Source organism: Streptomyces sp. NPDC002156, assembly GCF_053593675.1.
Window position 1 is genome coordinate 1 of record NZ_JBSFDA010000053.1, and the last position, 21465, is coordinate 21465.

The window sequence follows — 21465 nt, forward strand, 5'->3', positions numbered from 1 at the left end:
AAACGCCGGACGGGCTGAAAGACCAGGAGCGGGGGTTCGGGGGCGGAGCCCCCGAGGATGGGACGGGTAGGGGCGGCGGGGGCGAGGAAAAATCGCGCTAATGGGTGTGGCGGGGCTTAGCATTAGGCTCATGCGGGACCTGATCACCAGCGACGCGCGGCTCGCCCTCGACCTTGCTCTCACCGTCCGCCATGACGGTGAGGGCGGTGTCGCCGACGACCTCACCGGCCCCACCGGCCTCACCACCTGGGTGCGCGCCCACCGCGACACCCTGCCGGACACCGACCGCTTCGTCGCCGACGAGGCCGCCCTGACCGCCGTACGAGAACTCCGTGCCGCCGTCCGCACCCTGTTCGCCCGTGCGGTGCGGCCCGGCGAGCCGAGCCCGGCGGACGCGGCACGGCTGCTGCCCCTGCCCGAGGCGCTGCGACGGCTCAACGAGGCCGCCGCCCGCACGCCCACCGTCCCCGTGCTCGACTGGGCCGACGACGCCGAACCCGTCGTACGCCACCAGGGCGTACGAGGCGAGGAGGAGATCGTGGCCGTGCTCGCGCAGGCCGCTGTCACTTTTCTCGCCGGCCCGGACCGGGCACGGCTGCGGGCCTGCCACGCACCGCGCTGCGTGCGCTACTTCCTCAAGGAGCACCCGCGCCAGGAGTGGTGCAGGCCGGCCTGCGGAAACCGGGCCCGGGTCGCCCGCCATCACGAGCGGCACAAGCAGGTTGGTTGACCGGAGCCGATGAACCCGGTGCGGTGCAGCGCCCCCAAGGGGCGCGGGGCTGTGTCGATATGTGGCTCCGCCGCGTGGGCGCGACCAGCCCCCACCGGCCGGTGGCAAACGAACAGCCTGTCCCGCGGAGCGTCGGGCTCCCGGGGGACATGGAGGTCCGGCCGGGCACGTACCATTGCTGTATGTCGTTCCTCCGCCGCCGCAGTGCCACTCCCGCCGGCCCCGACTTCGATGTTCTGGCCATGGATCCGGGTGACTGGCCCGGCAATCTGGGTGCGGGCCTGCTGCCCGCCCCGGATGGCAGCTGCCAGGGGGTGTTTCTGCGCTACGACCTGTTCGGTGGCCGTGGTCCCGCGATGGTCATCGGCAATCTGCCGGAGGGCTCCCCGGCCCGTGACGTCGCCGAGGACGAGGTCCCGTTCGAGGTCGCCCAGCTGCTGCTGGCCCTGGAGAACGAGGAGGAGGTCACCGTCGTCGGCACCGAGGACGTCCCGGTGATGCAGGGCGACAACCTCCTGATCGTGCGCCGCCTCAAGCTCTCCGAGAGCCGGATCGCCTGCGTGCAGTTCGACCGCAGCGACAACGTGCTGGTGACCATCGCGGCATGGGATCGCCCGATCACCGACGACCTGTACGCGCTGCTGAAGCCGCTGCCCGCGGAGCTTTTCCAGACCCAGTGACGTGACTGACGGTGGTTGCGTACAGGGCGGGGGCCAGGCCCCCGCCCTGTAGCGCTTTGCTCAGCGGAGCGTCAGTCGTACGTCCGCCGCCCTCACGAACGCCACCCGGTGGCCGAACTGGATCTCGTAGTACTGGTCCTTGCCGACCACGACCCGGTGTGCGGACGTGTCGAAGGTGACCGCGTAGTAGTACTCGCCCGGCACCTTGTCCCCGGCCACGTACTTCTGGCCCGCCGGCAGCTTGTACGGCAGCGGCGAGACCGCCTGCGCCGGGACGCCCGCCGGATAGGCCGAGGCCTCCGGGTACGCCCTTCCGTAGACCGGGATCTCCGTCAGGCCCTCCCTCGGTGTGACGACCGCGGCGGTCGCGCTCACCGCCGTCGGGTTCGCCGCCGGGTTCTGGAACCAGGCCTTCTGGCCCAGGTACCAGATCGCCGTCCAGTCGCCCCTGCGCTCCGCTACCGCGTACTGCTGGCCGGTGGAGGCCCGCGACCCGATGTCGTTGACGCCGATCGTCGAGGTGCCGTCGCCCGTGGGGTGTGTCCCGATGTCCTTGATCAGCGATGAAGCGGTGTCCGGCTGGGAGTACAGGCGTACCTCGCTCGATCCGTGGGCCGCGCACGCCTGGCCCGCCGTGACACAGCCCGTGTACACCGGGCGGTTCGACGCGTAGTCCGGGCGGATCGTCACCACACCGCTGTCGGCCCGGCGGGCCGTCGGCTCGAAGGGGCGGCCCAGCAGGGTGAAGTAGTGCTGCCAGTCCCAGTACGGGCCCGGGTCGGTGTGCATCCCCGAAACCGTTGCGGTGGTCGGGCCGGGCACGTTGTCGTGGCCGAGGATGTGCTGGCGGTCCAGCGGGATGCCGTACTTCGCCGCCAGATACTGCACCAGCCTGGCCGACGTCCGGTACATCGCCTCCGTGTACCAGGCGTCCGGATTCGCGAGGAAACCTTCGTGCTCAAGACCGATCGACTTCGCGTTGACGTACCAGTTGCCCGCGTGCCAGGCCACGTCCTTCGCCTTCACATGCTGCGCGATGTGCCCGTCCGTCGAGCGCAGCGTGTAGTTCCAGGACACGTAGGTCGGGTCCTGGACCATGGTCAGTACGCCGTTCCAGGCGCCCTCGGTGTCATGGACGACGATGTACCGGATGCTCTGGCCGGCAGGCCGGTTGCCCAGGTCGTGGTTGCCGTAGTCGCCGTCGCCGAACTCCTCGTACGGCGCCGGAATCCACTCGCAGGACACCGTCACCGGGCATTCCGTGCCTGCGGCGGACACCGTCCGTAGCCCGGTCCGCCTCAACTGGGCGGTGTCGGGGGCCAGTTCGGGGCGCGCGGCGAGGGCGACCCGCTGTCCCTCGTCGGTCGTGCGCCGCTCGCCGGTACGCAGTACGTCGTACACGTCATCGGCGTACGCCGCCGCCGTCGCGGTGTCGTCGGCGCCGGAGAAGCGCGCCACCGCGCCGTACCAGTCCGCCGGGTCGGTGCTCAGTGGCTCGGCGAGGTCCTGCTGGGCGGCGGCCAGCAGGGCGGCGCCGCCGGCCACATTGGCCGCAGGGTCCGTGCGGAGCTGCGACGCCGGCAGCCCGGTCAGCTCGGCCGCCTTCGTCAACGTGCGCAGCCGGGGCGGGAGTTCGGCCTGCGTCGGCACCTCCGTGGTGGGGTGCAGGGCCGGGCGGGCACTGTCGCCGCGCGCGTCCTCCGTGCCCTCGCTGTGGTGCGGGGCGTCGGAGAGGGCGGTCCGGGCGTCGGTGAGGTGCATCGGGCCGTAGCCGCCGGTGACGCTGGGCGCCCCGGCGTGCGTGTCCCAGCGGGACTGGAGATAGGAGACGGCGAGCAGGACGCTCTGGGGTACGTGGTACTCGGCCGACGCCGCGGCGAAGGCGCGCTGCAGCCGGTCGGCCGGGGCGCCGGTGTCGGCCGGGGCCGCGCCGAGCAGCGGCAGCAGCAGCGCCGCTGAGGCGAGCGCACCGGCGGTTCTGCGCAGGCGTCTGTGTCCGGGATCGGTGGAAGACGTGGGTTCGGCGGATCCTCGCAAGGCGGCCTCCTGGGAAGGTCGGGCGTGGGGGTGCGTACGGGGCCGAAACGTATGTCAGTGCTATCGGCTGCCCGACGATCCGTCAATGATGCCCAGAGGCCGGTGAGTTCCCATGTCAATAAGGGTGCGGGCGGCGTTTCGCGGCCTCCCGCGGCCAGGCATGACGAAGGCCCGCGCTGCGCCGCTGTCCAGGCGCATCGCGGGCCCACGTCCCCCGTCAGCGAGTGCCGACCGCCGCTCGTACGGCCCGTCGGGCCAGCTGGCAGTCGTCGTGCAGCCGCCTCAGCAGCAGCCGCTGTTCCTCGCCGGACGGCGCAGCACCCGGTCCGGCCGGTCCCGGTGCCGCCGGGGTCGTCTCGTGCATCGAACGCTGCACGGCCAGCTCGTACGTACGGATCTCGCGCGTCAGTACCAGCATCAGGTTCACCAGGAAGGCGTCCCGTGCCGCCGGTCCCGCCGACTGCGCGAGCTGGCTGATCTGCCGCCTGGCCACCGGTGCGTCACCGAGGACCGCCCACAGCGTCGCCAGGTCGTACCCCGGCAGATACCAGCCCGCATGCTCCCAGTCCACCAGCACTGGACCGGCCGGTGAGAGGAGGATGTTGGACAGGAGTGCGTCGCCGTGGCAGAACTGGCCCATGCCCTGGCGGCCCGCCGAGTGCGCGATGCCGTGCACCAGTTTCTGCAGATCGCCCATGTCCCGGTCGGTGAGCAGACCCAGCTCGTGGTACCGGGAGATACGGGCCGCGTAGTCCAGCGGGGCGTCGAAGGTGCCCGCCGGGGGACGCCAGGCGTTGAGTCGGCAGATCGCGCTCAGCGCCGCCCTGATGTCCGCACGCGGCGGTGCCTCGACCGGATGCCGCTGCAGGGCCGCGACCCGGCCCGGCATCCGCTCGATGACCAGTGTGCAGTTGTCCGGGTCCGCCGCGATCAGCCGGGGCACCCGCACCGGCGGGCGATGCCGGACGAACGAGCGGTACGCGGCTATTTCGTGCCGGATGCGTTCGGCCCACGCTGGAGACTGGTCTAGTAAACACTTGGCGACGGCCGTGCTCCGCCCTGTGGTCCCGACCAGGAGCACCGAGCGTCCGCTGCGGCGCAGCACCTGCACCGGAGCGAACTCCGGGCAGATCCGGTGCACCGACGCGATCGCCGTGCGCAGCTGGGCGCCCTGCGTGCCGGACAGGTCGAGTCTCCCGCTGAGCGGCTGCGTACCGATCCCCGGCAGCCGTCGTGCCCGGCCGGCACCGGCACCCAGTACAGGGGCCGCCGGACGCGCGGGGTCGAGGTAGGGGCCGCTGCCACCCGGGCGGGGGTGCAGCAGCCGGGGAGGGGCGGACACGGAGGACGATGCTGCGTACATGGGAGAAACAGATCCCTTCGTGTGCCTGCTTCGGTCGTGCGCTGCCCGGCCCGGCCGCTCCGGTACACCCTGGGGAGTGTTCCTCGGCGACCGGGTCGGGGTGGCGCTTTCCTACCTGACACCGGTTGGCCAGTGGCACACCATCTGGCGAACCCTGGCGAACCCTGGCGAATAGTCCCGGAGCATCTGACAGACGGTTACTGTCAACTCAGCCGAGAACCTGGGGGCTTGACGTGAGCGGACAACCCAACACTCGTCTGACGGACCTGTTCGGCCTGGCCGGCTGGTCCAAGGGCGAACTCGCGCGACTGGTCAACCGGCAGGCGGCGGCCATGGGCCACCCCCAGCTGGCGACGGACACCTCGCGGGTGCGGCGGTGGATCGACACGGGAGAGATCCCGCGCGATCCGGTGCCGCGTGTACTGGCTGCCCTGTTCACCGAGCGTCTCGGCCGTGTCGTGACCATCGAGGACTTAGGTCTGGTCCGGCACGGGCGTGTGGGGAAACGGCCGGGCGCCGGGAGTGCGGAAGCTCCCGACGGCGTGCCGTGGACGCCCGATCGGACTGCCGCGGTCCTCACCGAATTCACGGGAATGGACCTCATGCTCAACCGACGCGGCTTGGTGGGTGCGGGCGTCGCGCTCACCGCAGGCTCCGCACTCAGCAGTGCCATGCACGACTGGCTGCACACCGACCCGACTCTCTCCGCCGACGCTCCCGACCTCGACAACCCCCTGCACGCCGATCCCGCCGGTTTCGACCGGTACGAGGCCGCCCCCATCGGGTGGCAGGAGATCGAGGAACTGGAACGCGCGGTCGAGGTGTTCCGGGCCTGGGACGCCGCCCGCGGCGGCGGGCTCCAGCGCAAGGCAGTGGTGGGACAGCTCAACGAGGTGGGCGGCATGCTCGCCTACCGGCACCCCGAACCCCTCCAACGGCGCCTGTGGGGCGTCGCCGCCAACCTCGCCGTCCTGGCCGGCTGGATGTCGCACGACGTCGGCCTGGAACCCACGGCCCAGAAGTACTTCGTCATCGCCGCCCATGCGGCCCGAGAGGGCGGCGACCGGCCGCGCGCCGGGGAGGCGCTCTCCCGGGCGGCCCGCCAGATGGTGCACCTGGGCCGGCCCGACGACGCGCTCGACCTCATGAAGCTCGCCAACTCCGGTTCGGGCGAGGAGACTCTGCCCCGCACCCAGGCCATGCTGTACACCGTCGAGGCCTGGGCGCAGGCGTCGATGGGGCACGGCCAGGCGATGCGCCGCACCCTCGGCCAGGCGGAGGACCTCTTCGTCTCCGACAAGGGTGATGTGCCGCCGCCGAGCTGGATGCAGATGTTCAAGGCGGAGGACCTGTACGGCATGCAGGCCCTGGCCTACCGCACCCTGGCCGAGCACGAACCGGGCGCGGCCGTGCACGCCCAGTACTACGCGGAGAAGGCCCTGGAGCTGCGGGTCGACAACCGCCAGCGGTCGAAGATCTTCGACTACCTGTCCATGGCCTCCGCGTGCTTCATCGCGGACGACCCCGAACAGGCCGCCGGATACGCACGGTTGGCGCTGGTGTCGATGGGCTCGAACTCCTCCCACCGCACCTGGGACCGGCTGCGCGAGATGTACCGGCTCACCGCCGCGTACTCCAGCTACCCGAAGATCAACGAACTCCGCGAGGAGATCAAACTGTCACTGCCGAAGCAGACGAAGGGGAGGGGCGGCAACAACACCGGGCGGGTCTAGCCCGCCCGGCAGTCCAACCCTGGCAGTTCTGCACCGTCAGTCCTACGGGGCCACTTTGACGACGAGTACGCAGGCGTCGTCCTCGCGCTCGGCCTCGCCGAACTCCTCCACCACCGCCCGTACACATTCCTGCGCGGTCCGCGCCTCGCCGAAGCGCGGGGCCAGTTCGAGCAGGCGGTCTGCGACGGCGGTACCTTCCCGGCGCCCGGGCACCAGTCCGTCGGTGTGCAGGAGGAGCACATCGCCCGGTTCCAGGGTCTCCTCGGCCTGTCCGTAGACGGCGCCCGAGGTCGCGCCGAGCAGAACGCCGCTCGGTGGGTTCAGCACGCGCCCCGTCCCGTCGCGGAACAGCAGCGGGGCGGGGTGTCCTGCCTGCGCCCAGGTGAGGGTGCGGGTCCCGGGCCGGTAGCGGCAGCAGATCGCGCTGCCCAGGGCCGGCTGGACGGACGCGTCGAGCAACTGGTTGAGCCAGGACATGAGTTGGCCCGGCTGGGTGCCCGCAACGGCCATGCCGCGCAGTGCGCCCAGCAGCATCGCCATGCCCGAGGTCACGGTCACCCCGTGCCCGGTGAGGTCGCCGACGCTCAACAGGGTGTCGCCGTCGGCCAGTTCGAGCGCGTCGTACCAGTCGCCGCCGATCAGCGCGCTCGTCGAGGAGGGGAGGTAGTGGGCGGCCAGGTCCAGGGCCTGGGGTCCCTGGCGCGGGAGTCGCAGGGAGCCGCGCCACGGCGGCAGCACAGCCTCCTGCAACTCGACCGCGAGCCGGCGCTCGGACTGCGCGTGGTGCCGGTGACGCTGCAGCGAGTCACGGGTCTCGCTCACCGTCCTTTGGCTGCGCCGCAGTTCGCTGACGTCCCGCAGTACGGCCCACATGGAGGCGGTGCTGCCGTCGGCGTCGAGCACGGGCTCGCCCATCATGTGCACGGTCCGTACGCCGCCGTCGGGCCGTACGACGCGGAACTCGCCGTCGATGGGCTTGGCGTCGATCAGACAGTCCGTGACCATCGCGGTGAGCCGTCGCCGGTCCTCTTCGAGGACCAGGGAGGGCAGCTCGTCGAGGGTGAGCGGGTCCGCGGCGGGGTCCCGGCCGAGGATCTGGTACAGCTCACCGGACCAACTGGCCTCGTCCGTAAGGAGGTTCCACTCCGCGCTGCCGACCCGGCTGAGGAGCGAGTCGCGCCGGGGAGCGGTCGGCACGGCTCGCAGGGCGGGCACCGCCTCGGCGGTCACGGGAGCCTCGGGCAGGGGCTGCGGTCCGTCCCGCAGCTGGGCCAAGTGCTCGTCGAGGTCGTTGAGTTGATGGAGCGCCAGATCGTACAGAGCGCGCTGCCAGCGCTCCTCCGGGTCCGATCCGTCGGCAGGAGTGTCCCGTCGTACGGCGTCCACCTCGCCCTTGAGCCGGCGGGCCTGGGTGATGAGCGCGTCGACCGAGCCGCGCGCGGGCGGCTGGGCGGCTGGACGGTCCGCGGAGAGATGGGGCGGCATGACGCACTCCGATGAAGGGACGGTACGACCAAGGCTGACGGAAGGACCGGTTACGACTCTTGCACAGCCTGCGACGCCCTGTAAGGGATTTGGCAACACCCGATACGGTGGTGCTTCTGGCATATGCCACAGTCTTCTCGGACGGTTTTCCTGGGGCGAAAACGGTAGGCGCCCGGTGTGCCAAGTCGTAGTCGGGGTACGCGACTTGATGGATCGATGGAGATGAGTGGCAACTCATTCACTCGTGTGTTCGACGGCCTTTTGTGCGATGTGCGGCCATGTGTTGCCGGGGCGCAGGGTCAGGTTGCCCCCGAATCGCCCGTCGGTTCGCGATCCCCGCGGAAAACCACGCCAGTTAGTGATGCAGCTCACAATAAAAGCTGCGGATTCCGCGTAATCGGAGAGGCCATTTCGGGGTCGTAACACCACGTCGGCACAACGCGTCGGCATCAGCATCGTCGGCCCGAACCGGAGCGGAGACTGCCATGGACGTCACCCTCGAACAGCCCGCGCGCGCACGCCTGATCACCTCGGAGGAACAGGAGCTGCCCGTCCGTGCCACGCTCCGCTACGCCTCGACCGATCCACTGGCCGTGCACATCGACTTCCCGGCGGAGGCCGCCCTTGACGGCGAGGGGGTGAGCTGGACCTTCGCCCGGAGCCTCCTGGAGGAGGGTGTCCGACGGCCCGCCGGGGGCGGTGACGTGCACATCTGGCCGTGCGGGCCCGCACGGACGGTCCTGGAACTGCACTCGCCGCACGGCCTGGCCCTGCTCCAGTTCGACACCCCGGCCCTGCGCCGCTTCCTGCTCCGTACGTTCGCCGTCGTGGCGGCCGGGAGAGAGGACCTCGGCGACGCCGTCGACCGTGGCCTCTCCGACCTCCTGGGCGCCCCTTCGGCGGGCGGTGAGGGCCGGGAGCAGTGAGAGGGGCTCAGTCGGCCTCGTCCGCGCCGCAGGAGCTGCCGTCGGCCGGGAGGGAGCCGTACAGCAGGAAGGCGTCGACCTTGCGGTGCACGCACTTCGAGGACGCGTACCCGGTGTGGCCCTCGCCCTTGTTGTCGAGGACGACCGCCGACGAGCCCAGCCGCTCGGCCGTCTCGGTCGTCCAGCGGTACGGCGTGGCCGGGTCGCCGCGCGTGCCCACCAGGAGCATCTTCGGGGTGTCGACGTCCCGGACCTCGGTGCGGATGAAGTCCGTGCCCCTGGGCCGGCCGTAGCACGTCAGGACCTCGGTGAGGCGGTAGCGGCCGAACACCGGGGACACCTTCTCGTACGAGGCGCGCAGGGCGGCGAGATCCTTGGTGATCCGGGCCGCCGTGGGGCGGTCGGGGTCGTCCGCGCAGTTGATCGCCATCAGCGCGGCGGGAAGGTTGTCGATGGGCACCTCGACCTCGTCGACGAGAGGGCGGCCGTCGGAGTCCGGGGAGGGGCTCTCTCGTACGGAGTTCTCCGGTACGGGGTTCGCGCGCGCGGGGCTCTGTCTCGGGGGGACGGCGACACCGCGGCCGGCGAACGCCATGACCCCCCTCGCGTCACCGTCCTCGACCAGTCCGGCCAGGGCCCGCTCCAGGGGCGGCCACATCCGCTTGCTGTAGAGCCCCTGCCCGATGGCGCCCACGAGATCCTGACCGGAGAAGCGGTCGCCGTAGCCGGTCGGCACCGGGTCCTCGTCGAGGGAGCCCACCAGGTCGACGACCCGCTGGCGGGCGACGCGCACGTCCTGCCCGAACGGACAGGCGATGTCGACCACGCACCAGGTGAGGAAGGCCTCCAGCGCGGTCTGCTGCCCGGCGGCGCCCGCGAGACCCTGCTCGGCGAGCGACTCGGTGAGGGTGTCGACGCCGTCCAGGACGAACCGGCCCACCTTCTTGGGGAACTGGGCCGCGTACACCGCGCCGAGCCGTGTCCCGTACGAGAAGCCGAGGTAGTTGAGCTTCTTGTCGCCGAGGGCCTGGCGCATCACGTCGAGGTCGCGGGAGGCGTTCACGGTGCCGATGTGCCGCAGGACGGGCCCGGAGTGCCTGGCGCAGGCCTGGGCAGCCTTGCGCAGCTGTTCGAGGAGGGCACGCGGGTTGTCCCCGGCCTCGCCACCGGTCACCGCGACGTCCGCGGCCGTGTCCGTGCCCTCGCCGCAGCTGACGGGGGAGGACCTGCCGACGCCGCGCGGGTCGAAGGTGACCACGTCGTAGCCGTTCGTCAGGCTCATGAAGTCCTTGCCCTCATAGGCGAGTTGGCTGACACCCGGGCCGCCCGGGCCGCCGAAGTTGAGCAGCACCGAACCCCGCGACTTGCCCGTGGCCCGGTACCGGGCCATCGCCAGTTCGAGGGTGTCGCCGCCGGGCTTCGCGTAGTCGAGCGGGACGGTGACCTTGCCGCACTGGAGGCCGTCCGTCGGCGGCTCGTAGAGGGCCCCGGCGGCGCAGGCCGACCAGTCGATCTCCTGGTCGTAGAAGCGGGACAGGCCGGGCTCGTCGTCCGCCGCGGCGACCGTCGGCGAGCCCGCCCCCAGCAGGGCGAGCGTCGCGGCCGAGGCGAGCGCCCGGCGTCGGTACGCGGACCGCATGATGCCTCCAGGGGCGGGGTCCCGGCTGTGGGCCGGGGCGGCGCCCTCGAACACGATATGCGGGTGACCAGGGGCTCGCCTCCCGGCGGCCGGGCGCGGGCGACGGTTACGCTGGGTGGTCGCGCCCCAGCCGAGAGCCATGGCCGAGAGCCGTGGGCGGACGGGGCCGTATCCCCCCATGGAACGGAACGGAGCACACCCATGACCACCTCCGCCGACCCGGTCTCCCCGGGCACCGAAGACCTCCTCGTCACCCGGGCCACGCCCGAGGACTGGCCGGTGGTCACCGGATGGGCGGGCGACGAGGGCTGGAATCCGGGGCTGTCGGACACCGCCGGGTTCTTCGCCCAGGACCCCGAGGGCTTCTACATCGGCAGGCTCGGCGGGGAGCCGGTCTCGGCGGTCTCGGTCGTCAACTACGGTGACGCGTACGCCTTTTTGGGTTTTTATCTAGTCCGTCCCGACGTACGAGGCCGTGGCTACGGAATCACCACGTGGAAGACCGCGCTGGCCCACGCCGGCACCCGTACCGTCGGCCTCGACGGTGTGGTCGCCCAGCAGGACAACTACCGCCGCTCCGGCTTCGAACCCGCCCACCGCACCGTCCGGTACACCGGAACCGCCCCCGCCACCGACATCCCGGCGGGCGTACGTCCCGTACGGCGGGAGGATCTGGCGGCGATCACGGCGTACGACGCCCTGTGCACCCCCGCCGACCGGCCCCGTTTCCTGGAGTACTGGCTGACGGCCCCCGGCCATCGGGCCTTCGTGTGCGAGGCTGCCGACGACGACCGTGCCGGGAACGGCGCCATCACGGGCTACGGAGTCGTCCGCCCCGGCCGTGACGCGTCCCGGATCGGCCCGCTGTTCGCGGACACCGCCGACGACGCCCGGGCCCTGTTTGCAGCGCTGACCGCAGGCGCGGCCGGGACGGAGGTCGCGATCGACGCCCCCGAGCCGAACACGGCCGCCGTCGCGCTGGTGGAGGAGGCGGGCTTCGCGCCGTCCTTCGAGACGGCACGGATGTACACGGGCCCGGTACGGGAGTTCGCGGGGGAGAGGGTCTTCGGGGTGACCACGCTCGAACTCGGCTAGCGGCGAACGGCCGTACGGGTCACCCTTGTCGGCGCGCGGTGGCCTGGAAGCGGCGGTGCAACTCCCGTACCTCCTCGGCCAGTTCCGGTACCGGTCCCTCGACCGTCACCCCGGGTGCGATCTCGTTGACGGGCAGGGGCCGTACCGGGGCTGCGGGGACGCCCAGTTCACCCAGCCAGGCGGTCAGTTGCTCGGACGAGGCGACGTACACGATCCGTCCGAGGCCCACCCAGGCGTGCGCGGCGGCGCACATCGGGCAGTGCTCGCCGGAGGTGTAGACGGTGGCCGCCGCCCGCTGCTCCGGGGTGAGATGGGCGGCGGACCAGCGGGCCAGTTCGAACTCCGGGTGGCGGGTGCGGTCGCCGGACGCCACCCGGTTGTGGTCCTCCGCCAGGACGGCGCCCTCCTCGCCCACCAGGACGGAACCGAACGGCTCGTCGCCGGCCGCCAGGGCCTCGGCGGCCAGCTCCACGCAGCGGCGCAGATAGGGCAGTTCGTCGCTCTTCACCATGGCTGACGGCGCCTCCTCGTGGTGCGGCTTCAGGGTGCAGGGTACGTCCGTGCGGCAGGGAGGGCCTGGTGATCGCCGGATGTCACCGTGGCGGCGCAGAAAGCAGAGCGGAAAGCAGAAATATGCTTCGCGTGCGCGAATGATCGGAAGGGTGACGTATCCCAGGTGTCAATACCGTTGCGCTTGCCGCATCAGGGTGCTGGAGTTACGGCATGGATCATGTAGGTGTGCTCGCCCTTTACGACCGGGACATGCGCGAAGGGGCACAGCCCGACGGGCCAGGCGCCCGGATCGAACGGGTGGGCGGGGTGGTGCGCCAGGTCGCCGACGCCCAGGGCTGGAACGGGGTGGTCTGGTCCGACCTCGACGCGGACAGCGCCGACGAGGCGATCGCCGAGCAGATCCGCCACTACAGCGGCCTCGGACGCGGGTTCGAGTGGAAGCTGTACGGCCACGACCTCCCTATCGACCTGGGGCAGCGGCTGCGGACGGCGGGGTTCACGCCCGAGCCCGAGGAGACGCTGATGATCGGCGAGGTGTCCGCCCTGAGCTTCGACACCGAGCCGCCCGAGGGCATCCGTCTCGTCCCGGTGACCGACCGGGCAGGCGTCGACCTCGTGGCCGACGTGCACGAGAAGGCGTTCGGCACCGACAGCTCCCGACTGCGGCACCAACTGCTCGCCCGGCTCACCGACGACCCGGACACGATCACGGCCGTCGTGGCGCTGGCCGGCGAGGAGCCGGTGAGCGCCGCCCGCATGGAACTCGTACCCGGGACCCGGTTCGCCGGCCTGTGGGGCGGCGGCACCGTCGAGTCCTGGCGCGGCAAGGGCATCTACCGCGCCCTGGTGGCCCACCGCGCCCACGACGCCGTGGAGCGCGGCTACCGCTACCTCCAGGTCGACGCCTCCCACCAGAGCAGGCCCATCCTCGAACGCCTCGGCTTCGAACCGCTCACCACGACGACGCCGTACGTGTACGAGCCCTGAGCGGTGCGGGGGTTGCACTGAGCGCCTGCGGCAAGTCCGACGACCGCAGGAGCGGGCCCTGGCCCGTGCCGGGCGCGGACGCCGGGCGGGCCGCCGACCGACACCGGGGCGATCCGTCGCCGTGGCTTAGCGGGCCGAGGTGGGACTCCACGGCTCGGTTCGTGGCTGGGCACGAGTCCTGGCCTGTGCCGGGCCGGACACCGGGCGAGCTCGGCGCCGTGTCGGCGGCTGACGCCACGTGGGCCGCTGACCGAGACGGGGCGGGTTGCTGGCCAACCCGGGGCAAGCCGCGTGCTGTCACCGGGGCGGGCAGCCGACCGACACTGGGGCGGGGGCTGCTGACCAGCACCGGGCGGGCCGCCGGTCGCCGCTTCACAGGTCGAGTTGGAACTCCACCGCCCGGTGCGTGGGCACGTACCCCAGCTCGTCGTTGATGCCGAGCATCGGTGCGTTGCTGTTCGCGGTGTCGGTGAGCAGGCCGGTGAGGCCGGGGTGGTGGGCGCTGGCCCGGCGGATCGACTCGGCCTTCATCCAGCGGCCGAGGCCGTGGCCGCGGTGCTCGGGGAGGACGGCCGTGCCGTAGTGCTGGCCGTCGCCCCGGCCGTCGCCCGGGATCACCAGTTCGGAGAAGCCGGCGACCGAGCCGTCCGTCGTGTCGAGCGCGGCCACGGTGTGCAGGAGGTCGCCGCGCTTCGCGATCGCCTCGGCCGCCGCCAGGACGCGGTCGACGTCCCACACGACCGTGCCGTAGTCGGTGTCCTCCATCGGCATGTCGTCCATGGCGCGGCGCGAGTCTGCGTAGCTCTGGGCCAGCTCGGGCGGCACGGTGCCCTCCCAGGACGTCAACCGGTAGCCGGGGTGCGGGAGTTCGGCGAGCCGGGTGATCTCCGCGAGGTCGGCGTCGGCCAGGACCAGCCGGGCGTACGTCAGGGTCAGTACCCGGCGGAAGCCCCGGTCCGCCAGGAAGTGGTCGCCGGGGGAGTCCTCCTCGGCCTGTGCGACGAGTGACCGTCGTCCGTCGGTCCGGGCCGCGGTGACGGCGGCGTCCAGGAGCGTGGTGCCGGCCCCCTGCCGGCGCTCGGCAGGGTGGACGGTCATCTCCAGCTCGGCCAGATGCTCCTGGCCCTCCCTGGTGAACAGGCGGAGGAAGGCGGAGCCGAGTGGTGTGCCGTCCGGGGCGGAGGCCAGCCAGGCGAGCCTTCGGCTCGACGCGCTGACGTCGGGGTCGGCGAGCACCGTGATGCGTGGGGGCAAGTTGTCTCCGTGGCGGTGAGTGGTAGCAGTACTTCGGCTGCGGTCCGTTGTGGCTGGTCGCGCAGTTCCCCGCGCCCCTTGGGGCGCGGGTGAACCGCCAACAGGACTCCGCCCGGCCTGTTTAGTCCCCGTCGCTCAGTGCCTGCAAGGGAGTTCTCAGCGCCGCCTGGTGCCGTGGCTGCGCCGTGGTGCCTTCGCCCGGTCCAGTGCGGCCACGCCGAACGCCGCGAGGCCGATCTGGATGAGCCACTCGACCCAGTCGACGCCGTCCGTGTCGGACACGTCGAAGCCGGCGGCTATCGCCGAGCCGATGAGCGCGGCCACGATGCCGACCGCGATCGTCCAGAGGATGCCGATGCGCTGGCGCCCCGGGACGACGAGCCGGCCCAGTACACCGATGACGGTGCCGATGATGATGGCGCCGATGATGCTGGAGATCGTCATTTCCGCCCCTCTATGCCGATATTGCCGATGCCTAGCTAGTGCCCGCTGCGGACCGGGACAGTCTGTTCAGCCCCCGAAGGGTCATGTACATTTCAAAGCTGCGTTGCGTAGGAGACCGTCAATGGTCGTTCTACGCGCGAAGACTCCCTCCTCGCACAACCTCTTCCCACCCCAGACGGAGGTTCGCCGGATGCCCTCGTTCAGAAGCTCCCCGCATCGAAGACTCGGTTCCGGAGTCACCACGGCAGTTGCCGTGTTCGGTCTGCTCGCCGCCAGTGCCGCCGTCCAGATGTCCACGGCCGCCCCGGCCGAGGCGGCCACCCCGCACCGCGTCCTGTTCGACAACTCCAAGGCCGAGACGGCCGGCAACGCCGACTGGATCATCAGCACCAGCCAGCCGGACCCGCTGAGCCAGGACTCCAGTCCGTCCTCCGAGACCGACTGGACCGGGGCGATCTCCTCCTGGGGTGTGGCCCTCCAGCAGACCGGCGACTACTCGCTCAAGACCCTGCCGTCGGGCAGCACCATCACCTACGGCACCTCCGCCACCACGGACCTGCAGAACTTCGACACGTTCGTGCTGCCCGAGCCCAACGTCCTGCTCTCCACGGCCGAGAAGACCGCCGTGATGACCTTCGTGCAGAACGGCGGCGGACTCTTCGTCATCCCCAACCACAGCGGCGCCGACCGCAACAACGACGGCTACGACGGGGTCGAGGTCGTCAACGACCTGATGACCAACAACAGCGTCGACTCCACCAACCCCTTCGGTTTCTCCATCGACTCGCTCAGCATCAGCAGCGAGGACCCGCGAGCCATCAGCGACAGTTCCGACCCTGTCCTCAACGGCTCCTTCGGCACGGTCACCGGCAGCATCATCCGCAGCGGTACGACGGCCACGCTCAGCCCCTCCGCCAATTCCTCCGTCAAGGGCCTCGTCTACCGCCCCGGCTACTCGGGCAACACCGGAGCCTTCTTCGTCACCAGCACCTTCGGCAGCGGCCGGGTCGCGTTCTGGGGCGACAGCTCCCCGATCGACGACGGCACCGGCCAGTCCGGCAACACCCTGTACGACGGCTGGAACGACACCGCGGGCACCAACGCGGAACTCGCCCTCAACGCCACGGCCTGGCTCGCCGGTGCCACCGACGACGACGGCGGTGACGACGGAGGCGGCGGCACCTGCACCGTCGCCCAGCTGCTCGCCAACCCCGGCTTCGAGTCCGGCAGTTCGTCCTGGACCGCGACCAGCGGTGTCATCACCAGCTCAAGCAGCCAGGCCGCCCGTACCGGCTCCTACAAGGCATGGCTCGACGGCTACGGCTCCGCCCACACCGACACGCTCGCCCAGTCGGTGACGATCCCGTCCGGCTGCTCGGCCACCCTGAGCTTCTATCTGCACATCGACACGGCCGAGACGACCACCTCGACGGCGTACGACACCCTGAAGCCGCAGATCCTCAACAGCAGCGGCACGGTCCTGTCGACCCTGGCCACCTACTCCAACCTCAACGCGGCCGGCGGCTACACGCTGCGCAGCTTCGACCTCAGCGCCTACGCGGGCCAGACGGTCACCGTCAAGTTCACCGGCGTGGAGGGCTCCACCCTCCAGACGTCCTTCGTCGTCGACGACACGGCACTCAACGTGAGCTGAACCGTCAGTCGAACGGCGAGCGGCCCGGTCCCCTCCAAGGACCGGGCCCGCTTCCGGTTATGTCCTGCCGGAGCTCTTCGCTGTTGCGCCCGCACTCAACAGCCCCAGGAACAGGGCCAGGACGCCGATGATGATGTTGTTCAGCACGACACCCGCGTCAGGGCTGTCGCCGACGATCCACGGCGAGACGATCATCCAGACGCCCATCGCGCACAGGGCCCCACTGAGGCCGTACATGCGTTCGGGAGTGTTGGTGAACCCGAGGGCCAGCAGGCCGATCGCGATGCCCATGATCAGGTTGTGGGTCACGAGCGGGGGCTGGCTCGTCGTGTAGTGGAGTATCCAGGGCGATGCCGCGCAGTACAGACCGACGAGGAACACCGGTCCGTCCACGAGCGCCACATCGCGACCGCCGAGCATACGGGCGTACCGCGCCCGCATTTCGTGTACATCAGGGTGGCTGGAGATGTCACCTCTGGTGGGCGAGACGTTGGCCATGACTCGTCTCCTTCGACTGTGCAGGCCTGACCGCGTCTGATGCGGTGTGCGGTAAATGCCGCCTACTTGCATTCTGCTCTTATTTTTCCTTTATGCGTAGTGCGGCGACGCTGGGTGCCCCGTCCGGCACGGTGAGTGTCCCGCCCAGCTCGCGGGCCCGGCGCACGAACACCTCGTACAGGTCTCGCGCGGCCAGCGGCACGGACTCGGCCCGGCGTCGCTGGAGCGTGAGCAGCACCTGGGTGGTGTCGTCCTCCGCGATCGGCCGGTGGGTGAGGATCCCGGACCGCTCCAGCGGGTCCCCGATCACGCTGAAGTCGGGCAGTACCGTCGCCCCGAGCCCCTCCGCGACCATCAGCTTGCCCATCTCGGCGCCGTCCGTGGAGTACGCGAACGCCACGCCGTCACCGCCCAGCAGCCGGTGCAGATAGCGGTGCATGACATACCCGGTGCGCATCGCGATCAGCGGCCCGGCGAGCAGGTCCGTCACCGACACCGCGGGCTGGGCCGCGAGGGGACTGTCCGGACGTACGCACACCACGGGCCGCCCGCGCAGCAGCTCGGTGCTCTCGAAGCCGGCGGGCACGTCGTCGCCCTCCAGCTGGTTCACCAGGCCGAGATCGAAACCACCCTCCGTGAGCCCCCGGTGGATCTCCGCCTGCTGTACGTCCACCACCTCCACCTGCGTCAGCTCGTGCGCCGCGCGGAACTCCCGGACGGCGGGGATGAGCAGCGGCACGGTCGCCGCGTTCACCGTGCCGACGCGCACCATGCGGCTGATGCGGTGCTGCTCGCCCGCCGCCGCCCTGAGCCGGTCCACCGCGTCCAGCACATTGACGATGTGTGGCAGCAGCTCCCGGCCCTCCGTGCTCATCGTCGCCCCGGACCGTTTGCGCTCCAGCAGATCGACCCCGAGTTCCCGCTCCAGATTGCGTACGGTCTCGCTCAACGCGGGCTGGGAGAGGCGTAGTTCCTCGGCCGCACGGCGCAGCGAACCGAGTCGGGTGACGGCCGCGATGTATTCCAGCTGTTCGATACGCACCGCAGCAGAATGCGCGCGCCGGAGCGGCCCGTTCAAGGGTTTCCCTGTCACGCCTTCGTGAAATCAGGTGGTCCGCGATACGAGACCGGTCGGGTTTTCCTTGACTGCCCTCTTCGGCGGCTGTCACGATCGACGGCATGAAGATGCGACTGGACCTCACGCGGCGACGCCACGTCGACCTCGCGCGCGTCTCCAGCGCCTCCTGTTGTTCCGCGGCCTGATCCCCGTCCCGATCCGCCGCGCCCTTTCCGCAACCGCCTGACATCTTGCCGGATTTCGCTCCGGCCGGAATTGGCGTGCCCGGAAACGCATTCCGCAACAGGAGTTCCGCATGCCCGCAGAGCCCATTCCTGCAGAGCCCATTCCCGCAGATGCCGTTCCCGCAGTGCCCGTGAAATTCGCCTACTGGGTCCCCAACGTCAGTGGTGGACTCGTCACCAGCAAGATCGAGCAGCGCACCGACTGGGGTTACGACTACAACCGCGAACTCGCCGTCCTCGCCGAGAACAACGGTTTCGAGTACGCGCTCAGCCAGGTCCGCTACATGGCCAGCTACGGCGCCGAGTTCCAGCACGAGTCGACCAGCTTCAGCCTCGCCCTGCTCCTCGCCACCCAGCGACTGAAGGTCATCGCCGCCGTCCACCCCGGGCTCTGGCACCCGGGTGTCCTCGCCAAACTCGGCGCCACCGCCGACCACTTGTCGAACGGCCGCTTCGCCGTGAACGTCGTATCCGGCTGGTTCAAGGGCGAGTTCACCGCCCTCGGCGAGCCCTGGCTGGAGCACGACGAGCGCTACCGCCGCTCCGAGGAGTTCATCCAGGCGCTGCGCCAGATCTGGACCGAGGACCACACCGAACTCGCCGGTGACTTCTACCGGTTGCGCGACTTCTCCCTCAAGCCCAAGCCCCTCAACACCCCCGAGCGCCCGCACCCCGAGATCTTCCAGGGCGGCAACTCCACCGCCGCCCGCGCCATGGCCGGCCGGGTCTCCGACTGGTACTTCTCCAACGGCAAGGACTTCGACGGGGTCGTCGAGCAGATCGCCGACGTACGGGCATCGGCCGCCCAAGTCGGCCGCCGCGCACCGAAGTTCGGCCTCAACGGCTTTCTCATCGCCCGTGACACCGAGGCCGAGGCCCGCGACACGCTCCGCGAGATCGTCGCGAACGCCGACCGGGAGGCCGTCGAGGGCTTCGGCGCCGCCGTGAAGCAGGCCGGACAGTCCGCCGCCGACGGCAAGGGCATGTGGCAGGACTCCAGTTTCGAGGACCTCGTCCAGTACAACGACGGTTTCCGTACGGGGCTCATCGGCACGCCCGAGCAGATCGCGGAGCGGATCGTCGCGTACAAGAAGCTCGGCGTCGACCTGCTCCTCCTCGGCTTCCTGCACTACCACGAGGAGGTCGAGTACTTCGGCAAGCGGGTGCTGCCGCTCGTGCGTGAGCTGGAGGCCCAACTGCCCGGCACCGCAACCGAGTCCGCGCCCGAGTCCGTCGTCCCCGCCCAGGTCTGAGGAGGTCATCGAGATGAGCATCGCCACGCCCGCCGACTGGCGGACCCGCCCCGCCCCGCACACCGCCCAGGACTGGATCGCCCGCGCCACCGAGGTGGCCGCCGTCCTCGCCACCGACGCCGCCGAACGCGACCGCGCCGGCGCGACCCCGTACGCCGAGGTCCGGCTCCTCAAGGACTCCGGGCTCGTCACCCTGCTCGGCCCCACGGAGCACGGCGGCGGGGGCCAGGACTGGACGACGGCCTACCGGGTCGTCCGCGAGGTCGCCAAGGCCGACGGTTCCATCGGCCAGCTCCTCGGCTACCACTACCTGTGGAACTGGGCCGCCCGGCTGGTCGGCACCCGTGAACAGTGGGAGCACGTGGAGGCCGAGGCCGCCCGCAGCCAGTGGTTCTTCGGCGGGGCCGTCAACCCGCGCGACAAGGACGTCGTGGTCACCGAGGACGGCGACGACCTCCTCTTCACCGGCCGCAAGTCCTTCTCCACCGGCAGCAGGGTCTCCGACGTCACCGTCCTCGAAGGCGTCCTGGAAGGCACCGACCAGCATGTCTTCGCGATCGTGCCCTCCGACTCCGAGGGCCTGACCTTCCACGACGACTGGGACAACATCGGCCAGCGCCTCACCGAGAGCGGCGGCGTCACCCTCGACCGGGTCCGTACGCCGTGGTCCTCGGCCGCCGGTTACGTCGACAGGGAGTTCCGGCCGCGCACCTACAACACCCTCAACGTCCCCACCATCCAACTGGTGTTCGCCAACTTCTACCTCGGCATCGCGGCCGGCGCACTGGAGACGGCCGCCGGTTACACCCGCACCAAGGCCCGGTCCTGGCTGCACGGTGGACACGAGCGGGCGGTCGACGAGCCGTACGTCATCGACACCTACGGCGATCTGACCGCCAAGCTCTGGGCGGTCGAGGCGCTCGCCGACACCGTCGCCGCCGAAGGACAGCGGCTGCACGACGACCCCGACGCCGTCACCCCGAAGACGCGCGGCGACTTCGAGGTCAGGGTCGCCGCCGTCAAGGCCCGCGCCACCGATGTCGCCCTGGAGATCGCGGGCCGCATCTTCGAGGTGACCGGCGCCCGCTCCACGGCGAGCACCGAGGGCCTCGACCGGTTCTGGCGCAACGTCCGCACCCACACCCTCCACGACCCCGTCGCCTACAAGCGGCGCGAGGTCGGCCGCTGGGTCCTCGAAGGCGAACTGCCCGAACCCACCTGGTACTCCTGACCACTTCCCTCGGGGTGCCTGCGCCGGCGCGCAGGCACCCCGACCTCCGGAACGCCCCCGGAAAGCCTCCAGAAAGAGGACCCATGGCCACCGTCCTGTCCGTCTCCGGCAGCCCCTCCGTCTCCTCCCGCACCGGCAAGCTCCTGCGCCACCTGGACTCCCGGCTGGCCGCCCAGGGCCACGAGGTGATCCCGCTCGACGTCCGCACCATCCCCGCCGAGGCCCTGCTCGGCGCCGACTTCCGGCACCCGGCGATCGTCGAGGCCACCGAGCTGTTCGCGCGCGCCGACGGAGTCGTCGTGGGCACCCCGGTCTACAAGGCGTCCTACTCCGGTGTTCTCAAGGCGCTCCTCGACCTGCTCCCGCAGTACGCGCTCACCGGAAAGACCGTGCTGCCGCTGGCCACCGGCGGCTCCACCGCCCATGTCCTGGCCATCGACTACGCCCTGCGCCCGGTCCTCAACTCCATGGGCGCCGCCCACATCGTCCAGGGCTGGTTCACCCTGGACAAGGACATCACCGCCCACGAGGACGGCTCCATCTCCGTCGCCCCGGCCACCGCCGAGGCCCTCACCCAGGTCCTCGACCAGTTCTCGACCGCGCTCGGCCGCTCCCCGATCCTCGCCGCGGCGGTCTGATCC

The 21465-nt window shown here is 70.8% G+C and carries 20 protein-coding genes; 11 read left to right on the forward strand and 9 right to left on the reverse strand.

Features of this window, described 5'->3' with window-relative positions; translation table 11 throughout:
* The first annotated feature begins 130 nt into the window (after window positions 1-130).
* On the forward strand, window positions 131-730 hold the full coding sequence (locus ACWCRB_RS21995; RefSeq protein ID WP_450997644.1) for a CGNR zinc finger domain-containing protein: 600 nt from the start codon (window positions 131-133) through the stop codon (window positions 728-730).
* A 182-nt stretch (window positions 731-912) separates the two neighbouring features.
* Entirely contained in the window at window positions 913-1410 is a 498-nt protein-coding gene (locus tag ACWCRB_RS22000) for a hypothetical protein (protein WP_105968051.1), read from the forward strand.
* Between the two features lie 60 nt (window positions 1411-1470).
* Here the strand turns inward: ACWCRB_RS22000 and ACWCRB_RS22005 are convergent, their stop codons facing one another.
* Both ACWCRB_RS22005 and ACWCRB_RS22010 read right to left on the reverse strand, forming a co-directional pair.
* Window positions 1471-3447, reverse strand: coding sequence for an N-acetylmuramoyl-L-alanine amidase (locus tag ACWCRB_RS22005; RefSeq protein WP_450997645.1), 1977 nt, complete (start codon window positions 3445-3447; stop codon window positions 1471-1473).
* Between the two features lie 217 nt (window positions 3448-3664).
* Window positions 3665-4810 (reverse strand): aminoglycoside phosphotransferase family protein, encoded by a 1146-nt coding sequence (locus tag ACWCRB_RS22010; RefSeq protein WP_450997646.1) that lies wholly within the window; start codon window positions 4808-4810, stop codon window positions 3665-3667.
* Window positions 4811-5043: 233 nt separating this feature from the next.
* Between ACWCRB_RS22010 and ACWCRB_RS22015 the strand changes: the two genes are divergently transcribed.
* On the forward strand, window positions 5044-6543 hold the full coding sequence (locus ACWCRB_RS22015) for a DNA-binding protein NsdB (protein ID WP_450997647.1): 1500 nt from the start codon (window positions 5044-5046) through the stop codon (window positions 6541-6543).
* Window positions 6544-6585: 42 nt separating this feature from the next.
* On the opposite strand, the gene ACWCRB_RS22020 is transcribed toward ACWCRB_RS22015, so the two are convergent.
* Entirely contained in the window at window positions 6586-8028 is a 1443-nt protein-coding gene (locus ACWCRB_RS22020) for a PP2C family protein-serine/threonine phosphatase (RefSeq protein WP_450997648.1), read from the reverse strand.
* A gap of 485 nt (window positions 8029-8513) precedes the next feature.
* Between ACWCRB_RS22020 and ACWCRB_RS22025 the strand changes: the two genes are divergently transcribed.
* Window positions 8514-8954 carry an SsgA family sporulation/cell division regulator gene (locus ACWCRB_RS22025; RefSeq protein ID WP_369031721.1) on the forward strand — a complete coding sequence of 147 codons (441 nt, stop codon included), beginning with the start codon at window positions 8514-8516 and terminating at the stop codon, window positions 8952-8954.
* A 7-nt stretch (window positions 8955-8961) separates the two neighbouring features.
* On the opposite strand, the gene ACWCRB_RS22030 is transcribed toward ACWCRB_RS22025, so the two are convergent.
* Window positions 8962-10593 (reverse strand): alpha/beta hydrolase, encoded by a 1632-nt coding sequence (locus ACWCRB_RS22030; RefSeq protein WP_450997649.1) that lies wholly within the window; start codon window positions 10591-10593, stop codon window positions 8962-8964.
* Window positions 10594-10794: 201 nt separating this feature from the next.
* Between ACWCRB_RS22030 and ACWCRB_RS22035 the strand changes: the two genes are divergently transcribed.
* Window positions 10795-11688 carry a GNAT family N-acetyltransferase gene (locus ACWCRB_RS22035; protein WP_450997650.1) on the forward strand — a complete coding sequence of 298 codons (894 nt, stop codon included), beginning with the start codon at window positions 10795-10797 and terminating at the stop codon, window positions 11686-11688.
* Window positions 11689-11707: 19 nt separating this feature from the next.
* On the opposite strand, the gene ACWCRB_RS22040 is transcribed toward ACWCRB_RS22035, so the two are convergent.
* Window positions 11708-12199, reverse strand: a complete 492-nt coding sequence (locus tag ACWCRB_RS22040) for a nucleoside deaminase (RefSeq protein ID WP_450997651.1) — start codon at window positions 12197-12199, stop codon at window positions 11708-11710.
* A gap of 212 nt (window positions 12200-12411) precedes the next feature.
* Here ACWCRB_RS22040 and ACWCRB_RS22045 point away from each other — a divergent pair, with 212 nt between their 5' ends.
* On the forward strand, window positions 12412-13188 hold the full coding sequence (locus ACWCRB_RS22045; RefSeq protein ID WP_450997652.1) for a GNAT family N-acetyltransferase: 777 nt from the start codon (window positions 12412-12414) through the stop codon (window positions 13186-13188).
* Between the two features lie 372 nt (window positions 13189-13560).
* On the opposite strand, the gene ACWCRB_RS22050 is transcribed toward ACWCRB_RS22045, so the two are convergent.
* Together ACWCRB_RS22050 and ACWCRB_RS22055 are read right to left on the reverse strand one after the other, a co-directional pair.
* Window positions 13561-14442, reverse strand: a complete 882-nt coding sequence (locus tag ACWCRB_RS22050; RefSeq protein ID WP_450997653.1) for an N-acetyltransferase family protein — start codon at window positions 14440-14442, stop codon at window positions 13561-13563.
* 156 nt (window positions 14443-14598) lie between these two features.
* On the reverse strand, window positions 14599-14886 hold the full coding sequence (locus ACWCRB_RS22055) for a GlsB/YeaQ/YmgE family stress response membrane protein (RefSeq protein WP_450997654.1): 288 nt from the start codon (window positions 14884-14886) through the stop codon (window positions 14599-14601).
* A gap of 190 nt (window positions 14887-15076) precedes the next feature.
* Here ACWCRB_RS22055 and ACWCRB_RS22060 point away from each other — a divergent pair, with 190 nt between their 5' ends.
* Entirely contained in the window at window positions 15077-16540 is a 1464-nt protein-coding gene (locus tag ACWCRB_RS22060; RefSeq protein ID WP_450997655.1) for a hydrolase, read from the forward strand.
* A gap of 57 nt (window positions 16541-16597) precedes the next feature.
* Here the strand turns inward: ACWCRB_RS22060 and ACWCRB_RS22065 are convergent, their stop codons facing one another.
* Window positions 16598-17038, reverse strand: a complete 441-nt coding sequence (locus ACWCRB_RS22065) for an SPW repeat protein (RefSeq protein ID WP_450997656.1) — start codon at window positions 17036-17038, stop codon at window positions 16598-16600.
* Between the two features lie 79 nt (window positions 17039-17117).
* Window positions 17118-18080 (reverse strand): LysR family transcriptional regulator, encoded by a 963-nt coding sequence (locus tag ACWCRB_RS22070; protein ID WP_450997657.1) that lies wholly within the window; start codon window positions 18078-18080, stop codon window positions 17118-17120.
* 143 nt (window positions 18081-18223) lie between these two features.
* Here ACWCRB_RS22070 and ACWCRB_RS22075 point away from each other — a divergent pair, with 143 nt between their 5' ends.
* The 4 genes from ACWCRB_RS22075 (at window position 18224) to ssuE (ending at window position 21462) form a co-directional block, all read left to right on the forward strand.
* Entirely contained in the window at window positions 18224-18301 is a 78-nt protein-coding gene (locus ACWCRB_RS22075) for a putative leader peptide (RefSeq protein WP_353962189.1), read from the forward strand.
* A gap of 110 nt (window positions 18302-18411) precedes the next feature.
* On the forward strand, window positions 18412-19593 hold the full coding sequence (sfnG, locus tag ACWCRB_RS22080) for a dimethylsulfone monooxygenase SfnG (protein WP_450997658.1): 1182 nt from the start codon (window positions 18412-18414) through the stop codon (window positions 19591-19593).
* Between the two features lie 13 nt (window positions 19594-19606).
* Window positions 19607-20824, forward strand: a complete 1218-nt coding sequence (locus ACWCRB_RS22085; protein WP_450997659.1) for an acyl-CoA dehydrogenase family protein — start codon at window positions 19607-19609, stop codon at window positions 20822-20824.
* An 83-nt stretch (window positions 20825-20907) separates the two neighbouring features.
* Entirely contained in the window at window positions 20908-21462 is a 555-nt protein-coding gene (gene ssuE, locus ACWCRB_RS22090) for an NADPH-dependent FMN reductase (protein WP_450997660.1), read from the forward strand.
* The last annotated feature ends 3 nt before the right edge of the window (window positions 21463-21465 follow it).